Genomic DNA, 17,913 nt, shown 5'->3' on the forward strand with positions numbered 1-17,913 from the left:
GGCCGCGGACGGAGACCCTACTCCGCTGCGCGCAGCGTTTCGCCGCTCCCTTCCATGATCAGCGCCTTCTGCTTGTGCGTGAAGGCGTGGAGCTTGTTCATATAGTCGAGGCGGCCATAGTCGCGTCCGACGCCGTGCATCTTGTCGAACCAGTCATCCTCGCCCAGCATCTCGCCAAGGCGCGGGGCGTTGCGAGCCATCATCTGCGGGTCAACTTTCTTGGGCTCAAGGCTTCGCAGGATGCCGCGATTGAAATGCCAGTGCAGCGTCACTCTCTCGCCCGGCTCTGTGCGGTCGCCCTGCCAGTGCCAGACCCCATGCGTGAAGAAGACGACCGAGCCTTTCGGCATTTCGACGGGCACGCCCTGGTCCAGCCCTTCACCGGGCCTTGGTGCGCGGCGCATCTTGTGGCTGCCGGGCACAATGACGGTTGGCCCTGACGCTTCGGTCCAGTCTTCGAAGGCCCAGACGCCGACGCCCGTCATGGCGAACTCCGGATAGGGCTCCGGCACATGCGCATAGTCGGTGTGCATGGGGATCGTACCCGGTCCTGTCCCCCTTATGATCGCCGAGAGTGACCCGATAACGGCCCCGCGCCCAAGAGACGCATCAATCAGGGTCATCAGCTGCGGGTGCTGTGCCAACAGCTCAAACTCACGCCCATGGTAGAGCATCCATTGCAGCGCGAACCGGTGATACGGCGCTGTCGCCCTGAAGACGGCCTCACGGATCTCGTCGGCGAAATCGTCTGAAATCGCATTCTCGATGATGGTGTAGCCGTTCTCCTCCATCTCACGCACCTTGCCGAGCAGGCCCTGACGCGCTGCGCGATGGTGGAGGTCCGGATTCTCGACGGTCATGGTGCCCATATGGTCGTGCAGCATGGTCAGCAGCATCTGAGCCTCGTCGCCCGCTATAGCGCCTTTGACCCGAACGCAGTCCTTTCCGAACATCTGGCGTGCTTCGCGCCACATATGCTCTCTCGCCCCCGGCGCGAGCAGGCCGACATGCTGCGCCATGGTCAGCGCCGCCTGATAGTCACCCTCAACAAGGCAGTCGGCATTTTCGTTGGCGCCGCGTGCCACGCTGATACTGTCGCCATCAAAGCTCGCCTGCCAGGATGCGACATTGCCGGGAAGATTGAGGTGAGGCGGTGCGTCGGTGAACACGCCGCTGATCGAGAAAGGCCCCGACAGCCGTGTCTTTCGTTCAGCGGTTTCGCGCTCCAGCCAGGACTTCGCTTCAGATAGCCAGGCGCCCGAAAGAAACTCTACGTGATGGGGTAGTGTGATCATGCCAATCCTCCTGTGCGGCGCTTCTCGCGGCCGGGAATTGAGTGGCAAGACCCAGCGTCTACGGGCGCTTTGGCAGGAGGTTCAACCGAAGAGATAAAACGGTCAAGCATGACGCAGCGTCGGCAGGGCCGCCGCGCGGAAAGCTTAGATGGCTACTCTGGCGAAGGTTCAGACTAGTTGTCGGGCGACGAAAGGCGGCGTTCTATCCGGCCGACGAGCTCACCCACTGCTTGAATCGTTGCGTCGGTGTAGAGGTTCGTATTCACGATCAGGACTGTGTCTTCCTGCGGTACCAGCTCAACATGCGACAGCCACATCGTGTTGGAGCCGCGATGGGCGTAGACCCGGCCAAGCTCGTCGCGGCTACCGATGCCCCAGCCCATGGCGTAATCGGCGTCTTCATCCGGCCACGGCGCTAGCAGCTTCTCGCGCGTGCCCAAGGTCATGAGGTCGCTTTCCTCGTCCATGAACGTGGCAAGCAGTCGAAGGTGGCTGTCTATCGTGGCGTGCGCCGTGCCTGCAGGTCCAAGCGCCGGCGGATTGTCTGCCCCGCTGCCCCGGCCGGCGGAGACCTTGAAGCCGAACACGGTATTATGTCCGACCGGCCCCGACTGCGGCGCGCCGAAGCCCCAGCCATCAGCCCAGTCGCTGCCTTCGGCTTCAAAGACCATCTCGCGGATCGCATCTTCCCAGCTCATGCCTGTGATCACTTCGATAGCCGACCCGGCAATGATGTAATTGAGATTGCTGTACTCGAACGTCCCAATTTCTCCGGGTGGAGGTTCGGCAAGCCGTGCGCGGACAGTTTCCAGTCGCTGCTCTGTCAGAGGGCTATCATCGCTGGCGCGAGACAGCAGCCAGACCGGGCCGACCTGACCGGCGCCGGAACGGTGCGCGAAGAGGTCTTCAATGGTGACGTCGGTCCAAGCCGGATCAATCGAGCTCGCCTGACCCTCAAACAGCGAAGCGACAGATGCGCCCCATTCGGCCTGTCCCTCTTCCACGAGGCGCGCATAGAGAAGGGCTGTCAGCGCCTTGGTGTTGGAGCCTATGTGCCAGGCAGCGTCTTTCGTGATGGACGTGTCTGAATTCGAGCTTTCCGTTCCTGCGAGGGCAATGACCGGCTCGTTGCCAACCTCAAGGACACCCGCGCCAAGGGCGATCAGGCCGTACTCCTTGTGGATCTCGGTGACCTGCTCATCCAGCCAGTCTTGCGTGACCGGCGCGGCCAGGGCTGGGGCGGATAAAAGGCTGAGCGCGCCAGCGAGGGCTGCGAACTTTCGGAGTGGAAAGGGCAGGGTGCGCCCCGCCATCAGCTTGCCGGAACGTAGTCGCTGACGAGGCCGAGCGGTAGGGCGGTGGTGCGCTTGGCAATATTGATCACGATGCGCGACTGCACGTCCGAAACAAGGCCGGACCCAAGCAGCTTCTCACGCAGGAACGTGTCGTAGGCATGCATGTCGGTCGTCGTGATGCGGATCACATAGTCGACAGCGCCCGTTACCGTCATACATTCAAGAACCTCGGCCCATTTGAGGACGAGGGCTTCGAACTTGGCGAGGTTTTCCTTGCTCGGCAGCGCCAGCTTCACGCTCGCGACGACTTCGAAGCCAAGACCCAGAGCGTCGCGGTCGAGCAGGGTGACGCGGCCACGGATGATGCCCGCTTCTTCCATGCGCTTGATGCGGCGCCAGCAGGGAGACGACGACAGACCCACACGGTCTGCGATCTCGGCGACAGAGAGGGCGGCGTCTTTCTGAATCAGGTCCAGAATCTTTGCGTCGATGGCGTCAAGTGATTGGGGCAATTTTTCTCCCTATGCGCGCTCTAAAATGGAACAACTTGCCTGTTCTTACGCTATATACGGCAATATGGGCAAGCATTTTCGGCGAAAAATGCAAATAATATAGCTTCAAAGCTTTATGGGAGCCGTTCTTTGGAACACCGCGAAGTCACGCTGAACGATAAATACGATCTTGTCGAGGGTCATGCCTACATGACGGGTATCCAGGCGCTGGTGCGCCTGCCGCTTGATCAGAAGCGCCTCGACCTTGAGGCCGGGCACAATACGGCCGGCTTTATTTCCGGCTATCGCGGCTCGCCGCTCGGTGGCTATGACCAGCAGCTTCGCGCTGCCGGCAAGTGGCTGGACAAGTATGAGATCGAGTTCTGGGAAGGTCTCAATGAGGACCTAGGCGCAACGGCTGTCTGGGGCTCGCAGCAGCTTGGTCTTTTCCCGGGTGCGAAGCGCGACGGCCTGTTCGGCATCTGGTACGGCAAGGCGCCGGGCGTTGACCGCACGGGCGACGCTTTCAAGCACGCCAACGCAGCCGGCACCTCCCGTCTCGGCGGTGTCCTCGCCATCTGCGGCGACGACCACACCTGCAAATCATCCACGCTTCCATCGCAGTCTGAATATGCGATGCGCGACGCGGAAATCCCTGTCCTGAACCCGGCCTCCATTCAGGATGTGCTGGACTACGGCATTCACGGCTGGGCGATGAGCCGCTTCTCCGGTGCATGGACCTCCCTGATCGCGCTCGCCGATACGATGGACTCCGGCGCGGTCGTCGATGTCACGCTGAACCGCCTCAACCTTATCAAGCCGGACTTCGAATTCCCCGAAAGCGGCGTCCACATGCGCCGCGGCGACAATCCGATCGAGAAAGAGCGCCGCCTTCGCGAGGTGAAACTGCCAGCGGCACAGGCCTGGGTCCGCGCAAACCAGCTCGACCATGTGCTCGTCCCGTCGCCAAAGCCGCGCGTCGGTATCATCACCACAGGTCAGGCTGCCCGCGACATCTTCGAGGCGCTTGCCGCGATTGGCATCACGCCAGAAGAAGCTGGCCGTCTCGGCATCAGCGTCTTCAAGGTTGCGATGCCTTGGCCGCTGGAGCCGACCCGTATCCGTGAATTCTGTAAGGGCCTCGAGCGCGTTCTCGTGATCGAGCACAAGCGCCCGCTGATCGAAGAGCAGCTTCGCTCCGTTCTCTACAGCCTGCCCGACAATGAGCGTCCTTTCATCGAAGGCAAGCAGGACCGTTTCGGCAAGCCGCTGCTCAGCCAGGTGTCTTCCATTCCGGTCCCGGAAATGGCGCATGCGCTCGTCGGCGCTGTGCCTGGCGAATGGGACAAGTCCGCCGCAGACCGCTACTTCCAGCGCGTCGGCGCCGCCGGTCAGGCCGCGCAGTCGAATGCGTCGCCAACTGTCCGCACGCCGCACTATTGTTCGGGCTGCCCGCACAATACGTCGACCACCGTGCCGGAAGGCTCGCGCGCGCTTGCCGGTATCGGCTGCCACTACATGGCGAACTTCATGCCGGACCGTAAGACCGACATGACCAGCCAGATGGGCGGCGAAGGCGTTGCCTGGATCGGCCAGTATTTCGCGACCGACGAAGACCACATGTTCGTCAATCTCGGCGATGGCACCTATTCGCACTCTGGTTCGCTTGCCATTCGCGCTGCGGTGACCTCCGGCGCGAACATGACCTACAAGATCCTCTACAATGACGCCGTCGCGATGACGGGCGGCCAGACCGTCGAGTCCGGCCAGACCCCGGTCGATATCGCCCAACAGGTCGAGGCCGAAGGCGTGAAGACGATCGTCGTCGTGACCGAGGACCCGACCCGTTATGCAGGCGTAAAAGGCCTGCCGCGTTCGGTGAAGATCTATGACCGCGAAGAGCTCGATGACGTGCAGAAAATGCTGCGCGACACCAAGGGCGTCTCCGTCATGATCTATGACCAGGTCTGCGCAACCGAGAAGCGCCGCCGCTCCAAGCGCGGCCTGCGTGAACCGGACCGCGTGCGCGTGATGATCAACCAGGAAGTCTGCGAAGGCTGCGGTGACTGCTCGATCAAGTCCAACTGTCTCTCAGTTGAGCCGGTCGAGACTGAACTTGGGCGCAAGCGCCGCATCAACCAGTCGACCTGTAACACTGACCTTTCCTGCCTCCGCGGCTTCTGCCCGAGCTTTGTAACCATCAAGGATGCACACTTCGCAGCTGAAGACGCACCGGTTCTCGATGTAGATGCATCGAACCTGCCGCTGCCGGACCTGCCACCTGTCGCCCAGCCATGGAACATCCTGTTCACCGGCGTCGGCGGCACGGGCGTTACGACCGTGGCGGCTGTGCTCGCCATGGCGGCGCATGTTGACGGCAATGCAGCCTCATCGCTCGACATGACCGGCCTTGCCCAGAAGGGCGGCCCTGTGCTCTCGCATCTTCGCTTTGCGCGTGAGCCGGACATGATCTCGACAGGCCGCGTGCCACCGGCTTCCGCCGATGCCATCATCGGCTGCGACCTTGTCGTGGCGGCTGGCGGCGACGCCATCTCGCTCATGGATGTCAGCCGGACGCATGTGACGGCAAACGCTGACGTGACGCCGACCAGCGAGTTCATCCGCGACCGGTCCAAGACCTTTGAAAGCCAGCTTCTCGCCGCCCGCGTGAAGCGTCAGGCCAAGGATTTTGGCTCTATCGACGCTGAATCGCTCGCCCTCGGCTATCTCAACGACGCGATCTACACGAACATGATCATGGTCGGTTACGCCTGGCAGAAGGGCCTCGTGCCCGTCTCGCTTCGCGGTCTCTACCGCGCCATCAAGCTCAATGGCGTGAAGATCGAAGAGAACATGAAGGCCTTCGACGTTGGCCGGATTGCAGCTGTTGACCCGGACCGTCTTGAGCAGACCTCGGACCCTCGCGGCGATGTCGCCCCGATGACGCTGGACCAGATCATCGAGAACCGCGCAGAGCGCCTGACGGCCTACCAGAACGAAGCCTATGCGCAGAAGTATCGCGACCTCGTTGCAAAAGTCCGCAAGGACGAAGAAGCAGCAGGCCTTGGCGAGGGCTTCACTGCAGCCGTTGCGAAATTCGCCTTCAAGCTCATGGCCTATAAGGATGAGTATGAAGTCGCGCGTCTCTACACTGACGGCTCGTTCGAGAAGAAGCTTCGCGAAACCTTCCACGGTGGCAAGATCAGCTATCTGATGGCGCCGCCGCTGATCGCGAAGAAGGACTCCAACGGTCATCTCAAGAAAAAGCCGTTCGGCCCATGGATGAAAACGGTCTTCAGTATGATGCGCCGCTTCAAGGGTCTTCGCGGCACGGCCTTCGACCCGTTCGGCTATACCGAGGAGCGCAAGATGGAGCGCGGTCTCCGCGACACCTATCTTGAGCGCGTCGCCGACATGTCAGGCAAGCTGACCAAGAAGAACCATGAGCTTGCCATCGCGATTGCGTCCATCCCGGACGAGATCCGCGGCTATGGCCACGTCAAGGAAGCTTCCGTCGAAGCGGCAAAAGGCCATGAGGCAGAGCTTCTGCAGAACTGGCCGGAAGGCGGCATGCCGAAGCAGAAGAAGACGCTGATCGCGGCTGAATAAGCCTGGCCAACCAAACCAATATGAGAAGGCCGCTTCCGGTAGATGGAGGCGGCCTTTTTCTTTCGGTCAGCTCGCGACGCTGACGATGACTTCGAGCACATTAGCGCTGCTCTCCAGCGCCGCAAGTTCTGCGTAGAGCGACGCGGCGGCAATGTCCTTGCTGATCGCGCTGACCTGCCCGGCCGCGTTCAGCGTCATGATGGTCAGCGTCAGCACCCGCGCAGATGTATCAAGAACACCGTCAGCCACCTCGATCGGAAACTTGCCGACATGGTAGGCGCCTTTACCGACGGCGTATGCGCCGCGCCCGGTATAGTAGAGGCCTGTGCCAGCCGCGCGCGTCCCGTGATAGGCGCCCTTGAAGGGCAGGGCGGCTGCTTCGCCTGTTACCTTGGCCACCGTGCAGCCTGATGTCAGTCCTGCGCCGACCAATACCGATGCGATCAGTCCCCTCATGCGCTTGCCCCCTCATTGCCCGCATGAAAACTGGCAGAAAGGTCTTCAGGCAGGCCTCGGAGATAGGCAGGTTTTATTGGTTAACCGGTGAGGGATCAGGGCCTGTCGACATAGACGTCGAGGACATCGTCGCGCTCCGACAGGGCGTCCAGTTCGTCTTCCAGGGCGCGCGCCGGGATGATCCGGTCGCTGACATACATGTCGCCGCGATCGCGAAACCGCACGGTCAGCTTCAGCCGCCCGCGCTCCATATTGCCGATATCATCGGCGACAGTGACGGGAACGCCATCGCCGCCCGAGACGAGGCCGACAGCGCCCTTGCCGGTATAGTAAACCGTCTTCCCGGCTAGTTCGACGCCGGACCCGATTGCCCCCACAGTCGCACCAGCGACACTGGCGGCAAGGCAGCCAGACAGGGCAAGAATAGCTAGCGGGGCAAGGATGAGCGCTTTCATGCGCTCAGTCTCAAGCCGATTCCGTGTCGCGCGCCAGCGCACCCTTGATCAGCCTTGCCGTCTCGTGGACGCCGTAGAGGGCTGCAAAGCCGCCAAAGCGCGGCCCCTGGCTCTGGCCCAGCAGCACCTCGTAAAGCGCCTTGAACCAGTCACGAAGGTTCTCGAATTCATGCGTCTTGCCGATTTCGAAGGTCAGGTTCTGGAGCGTCTCGGCATCGGCTTCGCCCTCAAGGGACGACAGGCGATTGGCGAGGTCCTCCATCGCGGCGCGCTCTTTCTCGTCAGGCGCACGGTAGACCTTCGTCGGCTTCACGAAGTCCTCGTAATAGCGGATCGCATAACCAGCGAGCTTGTCGAGGAAGGGATGGCTCTCAGGGCTGGCCTCAGGCGCATAGCGCGAGATGAAGTCCCAGAGCTGTTCCTTGGTCTCAGTGTTTGCGGCGCTGACGAGGTTGAGCAGCAGCGCGAAGGACACAGGCGTATCGCCTTCCGGCGGATTGCCGGAATGGATATGCCAGACAGGGTTCTCGATCTGGCGCGCTGCCTCTTCTTCCGGGTATTTCGACAGGAAGGTCAGATACTCATCGACCGCCTTCGGAATGACGTCGAAATAGAGCTTCTTCGCAACGCGTGGCTTCTGGAACTGGAAGAGTGACAGGCTCTCCTGCGGCGCATAGGCCAGCCAGTCCTCGACCGAGATGCCATTGCCCTTGGTCTTGGAAATCTTCTCGCCCTTCTCATCGAGGAAGAGCTCATAGACATATTGCTGCGGCGGCTGGCTGCCGAGGATCTTGCAGATCTTTGAATAGATCGGCGCATTGTCCTGGTGGTCCTTGCCGAACATCTCGAAGTCGACGCCGAGCGCGGCCCAGCGCATGCCGAAATCCGGCTTCCATTGCAGCTTGGTGGCGCCGCCCGTGACCGGGATGGTGACGTCTGTGCCGTCTTCATCCTCGAAAGTGATGGTGCCAGCCTTCGCGTCCGTAGCCTTCATTGGCACATAGAGCACGCGGCCCGTCGACGGTGAGATCGGTAGGAAGGGCGAGTAGGTCGCCTGACGCTCAGCGCCGAGCGTCGGCAGCATGACCGCCATGATCTCATCGAACTTTTCGAGGGCCCGCAGCAGCGCCTCATCGAACACGCCGGTCTTGTAGAGCGTCGTCGCTGACTTGAACTCGTAGTCAAAACCGAAGCTGTCGAGGAAGGCGCAGAGGCGCGCGCCCATATGCGCGCCATAGCTTTCATGCGTGCCGAACGGGTCCGGCACCGCCGTCAGCGGCATCTGCATGTAGGCTTCAAGGTCTTTCGGGTTCGGCACCGTCGGCGGCACCTTGCGCATGCCGTCCATATCATCGGACACGCAGATCATGCGCGTTTCATACTTGCCGTCGGTCAGAGTCTCGAAGGCCGTGCGCACCATCGTCGTACGGACGACTTCACCGAACGTGCCGATATGAGGAAGGCCGGACGGGCCATAGCCGGTCTCGAACGTGACCGGGCCCTCTTTGGGTTTGCCCGCACGCTCCATATTCTCGAGCCGTTTCAGCAGCGCACGTGCCTGTTCAAAAGGCCAGGCCTTCGCCGTGTCTGCAAGCTCTGGAAGCGTGCTCATGATATCTCCACTCAAACCGGTGTTAAACTGTGGCGGAGGTAGAAGGGCAGGGACGTGCGGTCAAGCTGGCGCCGGCGTGGACGTGCAGGTCAGGCGGCCTTGTAGACCTTCACCTGATTGCGCCCGGACCCTTTGGCCTCATAGAGGCTGCGGTCGGCCTGCGACATCATCATGCTCGTGTCACGGGCAAGGTCACCTGTCGCGAGGCCTACGCTGGCCGTAATGCGCCGGGCGATACCGCCGCGTGGATAGAAGGCGATGCGCGCAATGTTCAGGCAAATACGGTCAGCGACCTGCCGTCCAGCGTCGAGGCCTTCAGACGCGACGAAGACGCCAAACTCCTCACCGCCCAACCGGCCCGTAATATCGCCCTCATTCACTGCGCCCCGAATGGCGTCGGAGATCAGCTTCAGGGCCTCATCGCCGGTGGCATGGCCCCACGTGTCGTTGATCGATTTGAAGTGATCGACATCGATCATCAGCATCGAGCCGCGTAGGCCTTCAGCTTTGAGGGCTTCTACGTCCGCGAGAAAAGCTTCTCGATTACGAAGTTGCGTCAGCGCATCGATGCGCGAAGAGCGCGCGAGTTCAGCATGAGCATCCTCAAGCTGCGTTAGTGCGCGGGCGAGCTTCAGCCGTTCGCGCTGCAGGATGACTGCGACAGGGAATGACACGCATGTGGGGACAAGGGTGGCGATCACCCAGGTCGAGACCAGGATTTCCTCGGCGACAGCTGGCGGGACCGGATCGATCCAGAAGGCGAACCCCGTCATGACCCAGGTCACAATCACGGATATCACCGCGATCAGGGCTGCCCGCAGGTAATTCACCTTGATGGGCGCCATATCCGAGAGGAGGCGTTCTGACATGACTCGCCTCCTTACATTCAGGCGATGGAAATTCCGCGAAAGCCAGTTCGAAAATTTCTATCAAATTTTACGGTAAACAGCCCGGCTACACGCTGTGACTCAAATCACTTCTTTTGATTGACAATCATTCTCAAACTTGCTAATTGAGAACCATGATCATTTGCATTTGCAGGCGCATTAACGATTCCGGCATCCGCGACGCCGTCGATGCTGGTGCACGCAGCCCCGAAGCGGTTCAGGCTCACCATGGCTGCGCCTTCAATTGCGGCAAGTGCAGAACGACGATCGGTGAGATGATTTCCGAGCGTGTCGAGGCGACGGCGCTTGAGCCACTCCAGGCCGCTGCAGAATAATCGTCAGGCGTCAGCAACGCCGGTCCAAGACAAACTCAAATTAAAACAGCCGCTTCGGGCATTGCATCCGTGCAATTGCTTCTCACTATCATAAGCAATTGATTTTATACAATTTTTTTGCTTGAAACGCCGCCTTTCGGTGATATTTCGGACAGTAGACGAAACCTTCGACCTCAGGAGTGCACCATGAAGGGCGACCCGAAAGTCATCGAATTCCTGAACGCCTGTCTCAAGAATGAGCTGACGGCGATCAATCAGTACTTCCTCCATTCGCGCATGCTGATGGACTGGGGTGTCTCCATCCTGGGCGAGCACGAGTACAAGGAATCGATCGAGGAGATGGAGCATGCCGACTGGCTCATTCAGCGCATCCTTTTCCTTGGCGGCCTGCCAAACCTGCAGGACCTCGGCAAACTGAAGATCGGCGAGACGGTCGAGGAAATCCTCGCCAGCGACCTCGAGCTTGAGCGTGAGGCCTGCCCGGTCCTTCGTGACGGCATGGAGCAGGCTGAAAAGGTCCGCGACTATGTCAGCCGCGATCTCTTCCTCAAGATCCTCGCGAGCGAAGAAGAGCATATCGACTATCTGGAAACCCAGATGGAACTCGTCGACCGGATCGGCATCCAGAACTACATCCAGCTCCAGTCCGAGCCGAACAAGACGCTCGACCCGGCCCCATAAGCCTTACGCGTAGGCGTAAGGCCCGCCGCGTTCCAGCGCCCGCTTATAGGCGGGCCGCTCATGGATGCGGGTCAGGAAGCCTGAGATATTCGGGTATTGCCCGGCATCGCTTCGGCTCGCAGCGGCCTCCAGTGGAAAACTCATGATAATGTCGGCAGCGGTAAACTCGCTGCCGGCAAACCATCCCGTCGGCGCGAGCGAGCTCTCCCAGAACTCGATATGCTCCTTCAGGCGCGGGTCGATGAAGCCATTCTCCGCGCGCGACGTGATCGCCTTCACGACAGGCCGCATCAGCGCATTGGCATTCTGCGGCAGCATCTGGAACACCAGCTTCATCAGAAGCGGTGGCATCGCAGACCCTTCGGCATAGTGCATCCAGTAGGTCCAGGCGCGCTGTTCGCTCGTGCCGGCCGCGGGTTTCAGGCGCCCGGCGCCATGCGTGTCGATGACGTACTCGATGATAGCGCCCGTCTCTGCGACAATGACATCGCCTTCTTCCAGAACAGGCGATTTGCCGAGCGGGTGGATAGCGCGCAGTGCGTCCGGCGCGAGCCTCGTTTGCGGATCGCGTTCATATCGGATGACCTCATAGTCGAGGCCAAGTTCTTCCAGCAGCCACAGGATACGCTGTGAGCGGCTGTCTTCGAGGTGGTGGATCTTGATCATGTCGCGGCCCCCTGCCGTCCGGCAGCTGCGCAGGATGCGTCTGGCCGGTGCGAGTGATCTGGAGCGCCAGGGCGTTGTTTAAAGGCCTGACGTCGCGAGCAGCTGATCGAACCCGTCCCAGAACTGCTCGCGGTAGACATCCTGCTCCATCAGGATCTCATGACGTGCGCCCTTGATCGTGATGTGCGTACAGCTCGGAATATGCTTTGCGACCTTCGCGTGCGCCTTGTTGTCGACGAGCTGTTCGTCCCCGGCGCTCGCGACAAAGACGGGGCAGTCAACGCCGCGCAAAAGTGCCGGTTTTCGCGTCTCGTTCAGAATGTCGAGCGAAGCGCCAAGCCAGCCCCAGGTCATCGGGCCGACTTCCAATTCCGGCACGGCGGCGATCAGGTCGCGCTGCAGCTGCCAACGATCACGGTCATGCGTGACGATGTTGTTCTCGAAGGTTTCAGGCGGTCCGGGCTGGCGGGCATAATCGCCGTCGCGGCCAACGGCGCGCATTGCCCAAATGATATAGCGCACCGCCAGATTGACCGGCAGGCCCCACATCGGCGCAGAAAACGCGGCAGCATCCACCCGCACCAGTTTTCGCGCCATGGCTGCGAGCGCGATCGCGCCGCCCATGGAGTGCGCCACACAGACATAAGGCCGGGGCAAGTCTCCCGGCATGGCGTCCAACCCATTTCGAAGGGCGCTCATGAAGGTCTCGAACCGGTCGATATGGCCTTTTTTGGGGTCTTCCAGCAGCCGGTCTGAAAGGCCCTGACCGGGCCAGTCCAGAATGACGATGGCAAAGCCGCGCGCCTGCAGGTCGCGTGCGGTCTCGAAATACTTCTCGATGAATTCGGTACGGCCGGGACATATAATGGCAGTCCCGCGCGGCTTGGCGTGCGTCGATGGGGCGAGACAGGCCCGCAGGCTGCGCCCGGCCATGCCTTCAAACCAGACCAGCTCTGCACCCTCGGGCGGAGGGTTCTTGTCCAGTAGGACAAAACTGCTCCGGCGGTCTCTGTCTTCCTGGTCCATACGCTTGCCTAGCAAAGAAAAAAAGGCGCTGGCAGCAAACTCGCCGCTCAGCGCCTTTAAACTGGTGTGGCAGCAGGCCGTGACCAGCCCGTCTGCCCTGCAAACCTAGCTGAATTTCTTCATCAGGCCTTGAAGCTGCATGGCAACCGACATGTCGCCCAGCACTTTCAGCTTGCCTTGCATGAAGGCCATCGTCGGGTCGAGCTGACCAGCGACGAGCTTCTGGAAGTCGTCCCAGTCGACCTTTACCGTCGCATCAGCCTCGCTGTCGGAATTGTCGGCTTTGCCATTCGCGCCGTCGATGAACAGCTTGCCGGCATCGCCGAAGTCAAATTTCACCTTTTTGGTGAAATCACCGCCAGCAGACACTGCTTCATTTGCTTTTGCAGTGAGAGTTGCGAGATCCATGAACGCCTCCTCGAATTGGACTCCGATGGGATAAAGCAGGCTGGGTATCACTCTGGCAAGAGGCAAAGGCGAAAGAATGACGGCTGTGTCATCCAGACCGCAGGCACCGTGCAGGAAACGCGTTCAGAGCTAGCCGCGAAAAGCCGCCTCCAGCGCCGCGATATTGAATTTTCTCATTTTCATCATCGCCGCGCGTGCCCGACCAGCCGCTGCCTTGTCGTCACTCTCCATCATGGATGGAAGGACCGACGGCACGACCTGCCAGGAGACACCGAACCGGTCGACGACCCAGCCGCACATGCTTTCTTTGCCGCCATCTTTCGTGAGCGCGTCCCAAAGCCGGTCGATCTCGGACTGGTCATCGGCCAGCACGGATATAGAGGCGGCGGGCGAATGCTCGAACATCGGTCCGCCATTCAGCACCATATAGGGGGCTCCCGCGAGGGTAAACTCGACCACGAGCGCAGGCTTGTCGGGCTCTGGATAGGAGCGGCTCTCGATATGGCTGCCCGGCAGGAGCGTGGTATAGAACTCGGCGGCTTCTTCGCCGCGTCCATCGAACCAGAGGCAGGTGCGCACTTTTGATGTGTAGGCCATGTCTGCTCCCTTCAGGCCGTTAGCCGCGCGGACGCGATAGACTTGGCCGTTTCCTCAAGCTGCTCGACGCAGATGTTCCAGCCATCAAGCATGCCCATGTCGAGGTGTCGCTGAACGGCCTCGGCATTCCTGTGGCGCGCGCCCCAGACAAGGCGGGTTTTCCCGTCCGGCATGTCGGAAAGTTCGACAAAGCCAGTCATGAAGCCCTCGCCCTGTGGCACAAAGCCTTCGGTATAGAAGTCGGTGAAGGTGAGGCGCTCTTCCGAAACGATTTCGAGCCAGATCCCCTCATTCTCCATCCGCTCACCGTCCGGACCAAGGAAGACGGTGTTGAACCGCCCTCCAGGCCGTAGGTCGAATTCGGCTTCCGGCACCGACCAGGGCTTCGGGCAATACCATTGCTTGAGAAGGGCCTCCTCCGTCCAGCACCTCCAGACGGCGCTTCGCGGCGCGTCGATGACACGGCCAATGACGACTTCGAGCGTGTTGCGAGGTTCTACATCTATCGGGGTTGCCATCGGCTTTATGCCTCCTGTGCTGGCGGTCGGTGAAAGAGAGAGCGGACATAGCGTGACAGGTGGTCGACCATGTCGCGCGCCACCTCCCTGTCAGAGCTGGCCTTGGCCAGGATGAAGGCGCCCTGAAGCACAGCCTGGCTGTGCAGGGCGAGGCTTTTGGCGGTCCAGTCCGGTGAGAGGCCATAGGCGGCAATCGCCGCGCTGATATCTGCTTCCAGCGTGGCGGCATGGCCGAATATGGAATCGCGGCAGGCCGTACGGATATCTTCGCTTGCGCCAAACTGTTCCTGAACCATGGTTCCGGCGACGCAGGTAAACTCAGCCGGCTCACCTTCGAGTAGCGATTTGCGCAGCTCAATATATCCCAGCACCCGGGCCAGCGGGTCGGTCTCGCGGTGGTAGTCAGCCGCGGCGAACATCGCGCCGGTAACCTCGCTCCAGTGGTTGGCGGCGGCTGCGCCCAGCGCTTCCTTGCTCTCGAAATGGTGGAAGAAAGCCCCCTTGGTGACACCAGCGGCCTGGCAAAGCTCATCGACGCTGGTCGCGCTGAAGCCCTTCTCCCGGATCAGGGTGAGCGCGGCATCGAGGAGTTTCGTGCGGGCAGGGGCGGGTCTGGTCGAAGGCATTGAGTATACATACCAACCGGTTGGTATGTTGTCGAGTCAAACGAGATTGCGCCTCCTGACAGGGTGCGATCTTTGCCTTCTCAGAAGCTGCTAGTAGCGTTTGCCGACGGGCGGGGAGGCCGTGATCGGGCCGATGTTCCAGATGCCGTTATAGCGGGAATCGCGGTCAGTAAGCATGAGGCCGTCTTCATACGGGCGCGACTTGTCATCGACCGGCATCGGGCCACAGCCCTCGGCGCCGCACATATGCGACGTGCCGCCCGTATGGGCGATATTGAAGCTCAGCACTTCGCCATCTGGCAGGTGCATGGCCATCGGGTCAAAGCCGGGCCGGTCGCCGAGTTCCGGGTAGGGCTCAAGGCGGGCGTGGAGATTGCCGACCAGCACCATGATGCGGGCATCTGGGTTACGTGCGCTGGCACGCTGAAGCTCACCGGCGAGCGCCTTTTCATAAGGTGTCTGGCTGCCTTCGCCGACAATACGGGTCGACGTGAAGCCGATCATGCGGATGTCGGCGCCTTGTGATTTCAGCTCCTGCATCCGCACGAATAGGTCCAGGAATGCCTGGCTCGACAGGCCCCAGTCGGTGCCGTCGAAAAAGCCACGAAGCAGATTGAAGCGGGCATCATCACTGCCATCGCTGTCGACAAATGTCTGCATCGCGCGGGTCAGGTTCGCCGGGCGCTCAATACCGACGACGACAGGGCCCTGTTTTGCGGCCTCACAGATGATCTCGCCAAAGGCGCGCGGCGCTTCGCGCGTTCCATGGATTTCACCGAAGATAAGATAGGTCTCATCGTTCTCGGAGAGGACCTGCTCTGTGCCCGCAAGCGCCTTGCAGTCGAGGCCCTCAAGGCCGTCTTCTGAAGCGCTGTCCTGCGCACAAGCCATGAATGAGACAGCCGACATGCAGGCTGCGCCAAGAAACGTTTTGCGAAGCAAGGATCTCATCATCATGGCCATCTGGTTGCAAAATTCGAGCCAGCGCGAGCGCCCAATTCGATATCGGCTCTTGACCTGACACTGGGGCACATCGTCTAGCTGTACCCATGTCTTGGGAGAAGTCGATAGAAGAGCTTCGCCGGCGGGAACGCATGGCGGAAAAGATGGGCGGCGAAGAGCCGGTCTCGCGGCAACGCGGCCGGGGCAAGCTCACCGTCCGCGAGCGCGTGTCCTTTCTGGTCGATCCGGGAAGCTTTCACGAAATTGGCAAGATCGCCGGTGTCGCAACCTATGATGAGGATGAGAAGCTAGACAGCTTCATGGCATCCAATTCCGTCGTTGGCCGGGCGACACTGGATGGCCGCCCGACCATGGTGCTGGGCGACGATTTCACCGTGCGCGGTGGCGCGGCAGATGCTTCGATCCGGGGCAAGACCGTCATCGCGCTGAAACAGGCCGTCGAATACCGGATGCCTTTAGTCCAGCTCATTGATGGCACGGGCGGCGGCGGCTCCATCAAGATGTTCCTGAAGGATCCGCGCACCTACATTCCAGAGACGCCCAGCTGGGAACTGATCGTCGATGGCATGGGAGAGATCCCGATGGTCTCGCTCGCGCTCGGGCCTTGTGCGGGCCTCGGCGCAGGCCGCGTTGGCGCCAGCCATTATTCGGTGATGGTGAAAGAGCTGTCGCAAGTCTTCGTGGCCGGCCCACCGGTGGCGATCGCCATCGGCGAGGACGTCTCGAAGGAAGAGCTGGGCGGCTGGGAAATTCAGGCCAAGAACGGCACCGTCGACGATGTGGTCGAGACCGAAGCCGACGCCTTCAAGGCGGCCAAGCGCTTCCTCTCCTATCTGCCATCCTCGGTGCATGAGTTGCCGCCGGTCACCGAGCCGACGGACGATCCGGATCGCCGCGAGGAAAGCCTCATCTCCATCGTGCCGGAAGACGGAAAGACGCCCTACAAACCGCAGAAGATCATCGAGGCCTCTGTCGACAAGGGCAGCTTCTTCGAGATTGGTCGCCAGTGGGGCAGGGGCATCGTGACGGGCCTTGCCCGCATTGACGGTCACCCCGTCGGCATCATGGCGGGCAACCCGTTCTTCCTGGACGGCGCATGGACGGCAGATGTCTGCGACAAGGTCATGCGCCACATGGACCTCTGCTCGACCTTCCATCTGCCGGTCGTGCACTTTGTTGATTGCGCCGGCTTCGCTGTTGGCGTGCGCCATGAAACAGCAGGCGTGACCCGCAAGGGCGTGCGCGCCATGGCGGCGGTGTATCAGGCCACCGTGCCTGTCTGCGCGGTCGTGATCCGCAAGGCCTATGGGCTTGCAGGGTCTGCGATGATGAACCCGACCAAGGCGAAATGGCGCTATTGCTGGCCATCCGGCAATTGGGGCTCACTGCCGATGGCGGGCGGTATCGAAGCGGCATTCCGGAAAGAACTGTCCGAGACCGACGACAAGGAAGCGCTGCTTGCCAGTCTCTACAAGAAGTTCGAGGCGATGGAGGATCCGTTCCGCACGGCTGAGGCCTTCTTTGCGGAAGAAATCATCGACCCACGCGATACGAGGCCGCTCCTTGTCGACTTCGTGCACCATGCGCGCAGGCGTCTGGAACCTGGAAAGACGGTTTTCGGACCAAGGCCCTGATCCCGCCTTAATTTTGCCGTGAGTAAACGCTCACATATGTGTTCCTTATTGTGGAGGGATGCAAATGTTGAAGAAGATCAGTCCAGCCTTCATCGCGCTGGCACTTGTCGCAGGCTGTGGTGGTCCGGGCAGCGAAAGCGCAGCAGACTATGACAGGCCAATGGAGGCGCCGGTTCAGGAGGTCGCCGTCAGCGGAAGCCGCATGGCGATGTCTGACGAGAGCTATGCAGAGCCATCGCCAGCGCCGGACCGCCCAGACGTCGAACCCGGCGCGCAGCAATATATCGCCTATAGCCACTCGCTTGGCCTGCGCCTTCCAAAAGGCAGCGTGGAGCCGATGCTGCAGGGTCATGTCGAGG

Annotated in this window: 18 protein-coding genes; 4 read left to right on the plus strand and 14 right to left on the minus strand. The window is 61.0% G+C overall.

The window, feature by feature from the left end; translation table 11 throughout:
* Window positions 1-17: 17 nt before the first annotated feature.
* From KUV46_08810 to KUV46_08820, 3 genes are all read right to left on the minus strand, one after another.
* Window positions 18-1,295: a phytanoyl-CoA dioxygenase family protein gene (locus KUV46_08810; protein QYI99456.1), complete on the minus strand. Its 1,278-nt coding sequence runs from the start codon at window positions 1,293-1,295 to the stop codon at window positions 18-20.
* Between the two features lie 173 nt (window positions 1,296-1,468).
* Complete coding sequence (locus KUV46_08815; GenBank protein ID QYI99457.1) at window positions 1,469-2,608, minus strand: beta-lactamase family protein; 1,140 nt, start codon at window positions 2,606-2,608, stop codon at window positions 1,469-1,471.
* Entirely contained in the window at window positions 2,608-3,102 is a 495-nt protein-coding gene (locus KUV46_08820; protein QYI99458.1) for an Lrp/AsnC family transcriptional regulator, read from the minus strand. Before KUV46_08820 ends, KUV46_08815 begins: the two co-directional genes overlap by 1 nt.
* Before the next feature lie 129 nt (window positions 3,103-3,231).
* Here KUV46_08820 and KUV46_08825 point away from each other — a divergent pair, with 129 nt between their 5' ends.
* Window positions 3,232-6,690 (plus strand): indolepyruvate ferredoxin oxidoreductase family protein, encoded by a 3,459-nt coding sequence (locus tag KUV46_08825; GenBank protein ID QYI99459.1) that lies wholly within the window; start codon window positions 3,232-3,234, stop codon window positions 6,688-6,690.
* Window positions 6,691-6,756: 66 nt separating this feature from the next.
* On the opposite strand, the gene KUV46_08830 is transcribed toward KUV46_08825, so the two are convergent.
* The 4 genes from KUV46_08830 to KUV46_08845 all read right to left on the minus strand — a co-directional run bounded on the left by KUV46_08830 (window position 6,757) and on the right by KUV46_08845 (window position 10,082).
* Window positions 6,757-7,146 (minus strand): hypothetical protein, encoded by a 390-nt coding sequence (locus KUV46_08830; protein ID QYI99460.1) that lies wholly within the window; start codon window positions 7,144-7,146, stop codon window positions 6,757-6,759.
* 95 nt (window positions 7,147-7,241) lie between these two features.
* On the minus strand, window positions 7,242-7,601 hold the full coding sequence (locus KUV46_08835; GenBank protein QYI99461.1) for a hypothetical protein: 360 nt from the start codon (window positions 7,599-7,601) through the stop codon (window positions 7,242-7,244).
* Window positions 7,602-7,611: 10 nt separating this feature from the next.
* Window positions 7,612-9,213, minus strand: coding sequence for a lysine--tRNA ligase (locus KUV46_08840; protein ID QYI99462.1), 1,602 nt, complete (start codon window positions 9,211-9,213; stop codon window positions 7,612-7,614).
* Between the two features lie 89 nt (window positions 9,214-9,302).
* Complete coding sequence (locus KUV46_08845; protein QYI99463.1) at window positions 9,303-10,082, minus strand: GGDEF domain-containing protein; 780 nt, start codon at window positions 10,080-10,082, stop codon at window positions 9,303-9,305.
* A 152-nt stretch (window positions 10,083-10,234) separates the two neighbouring features.
* Between KUV46_08845 and KUV46_08850 the strand changes: the two genes are divergently transcribed.
* Both KUV46_08850 and bfr read left to right on the plus strand, forming a co-directional pair.
* A complete protein-coding gene (locus KUV46_08850) occupies window positions 10,235-10,435 on the plus strand; it encodes a (2Fe-2S)-binding protein (protein ID QYI99464.1) in 201 nt (66 codons plus the stop codon).
* Window positions 10,436-10,621: 186 nt separating this feature from the next.
* The gene (bfr, locus tag KUV46_08855; protein ID QYI99465.1) at window positions 10,622-11,116 is read left to right on the plus strand and encodes a bacterioferritin; all 495 of its coding nucleotides are present in this window, start codon (window positions 10,622-10,624) and stop codon (window positions 11,114-11,116) included.
* Window positions 11,117-11,119: 3 nt separating this feature from the next.
* Here the strand turns inward: bfr and KUV46_08860 are convergent, their stop codons facing one another.
* From KUV46_08860 to KUV46_08890, 7 genes are all read right to left on the minus strand, one after another.
* Entirely contained in the window at window positions 11,120-11,782 is a 663-nt protein-coding gene (locus KUV46_08860) for a glutathione S-transferase (GenBank protein QYI99466.1), read from the minus strand.
* A gap of 78 nt (window positions 11,783-11,860) precedes the next feature.
* Window positions 11,861-12,808, minus strand: a complete 948-nt coding sequence (locus KUV46_08865) for an alpha/beta hydrolase (GenBank protein QYI99467.1) — start codon at window positions 12,806-12,808, stop codon at window positions 11,861-11,863.
* Window positions 12,809-12,913: 105 nt separating this feature from the next.
* Window positions 12,914-13,216, minus strand: a complete 303-nt coding sequence (locus KUV46_08870) for an SCP2 sterol-binding domain-containing protein (GenBank protein QYI99468.1) — start codon at window positions 13,214-13,216, stop codon at window positions 12,914-12,916.
* Between the two features lie 129 nt (window positions 13,217-13,345).
* On the minus strand, window positions 13,346-13,813 hold the full coding sequence (locus KUV46_08875) for a VOC family protein (protein QYI99469.1): 468 nt from the start codon (window positions 13,811-13,813) through the stop codon (window positions 13,346-13,348).
* Window positions 13,814-13,824: 11 nt separating this feature from the next.
* On the minus strand, window positions 13,825-14,331 hold the full coding sequence (locus KUV46_08880) for an SRPBCC family protein (protein ID QYI99470.1): 507 nt from the start codon (window positions 14,329-14,331) through the stop codon (window positions 13,825-13,827).
* A gap of 5 nt (window positions 14,332-14,336) precedes the next feature.
* Complete coding sequence (locus tag KUV46_08885) at window positions 14,337-14,957, minus strand: TetR/AcrR family transcriptional regulator (GenBank protein ID QYI99471.1); 621 nt, start codon at window positions 14,955-14,957, stop codon at window positions 14,337-14,339.
* Window positions 14,958-15,047: 90 nt separating this feature from the next.
* On the minus strand, window positions 15,048-15,899 hold the full coding sequence (locus KUV46_08890) for a hypothetical protein (protein ID QYI99472.1): 852 nt from the start codon (window positions 15,897-15,899) through the stop codon (window positions 15,048-15,050).
* 107 nt (window positions 15,900-16,006) lie between these two features.
* Here KUV46_08890 and KUV46_08895 point away from each other — a divergent pair, with 107 nt between their 5' ends.
* Complete coding sequence (locus tag KUV46_08895) at window positions 16,007-17,554, plus strand: propionyl-CoA carboxylase (protein ID QYI99473.1); 1,548 nt, start codon at window positions 16,007-16,009, stop codon at window positions 17,552-17,554.
* Window positions 17,555-17,913 lie beyond the last annotated feature (359 nt).

Source organism: Thalassovita mediterranea, assembly GCA_019448215.1.
Classification (GTDB): Bacteria; Pseudomonadota; Alphaproteobacteria; order Caulobacterales; family Hyphomonadaceae; genus Henriciella.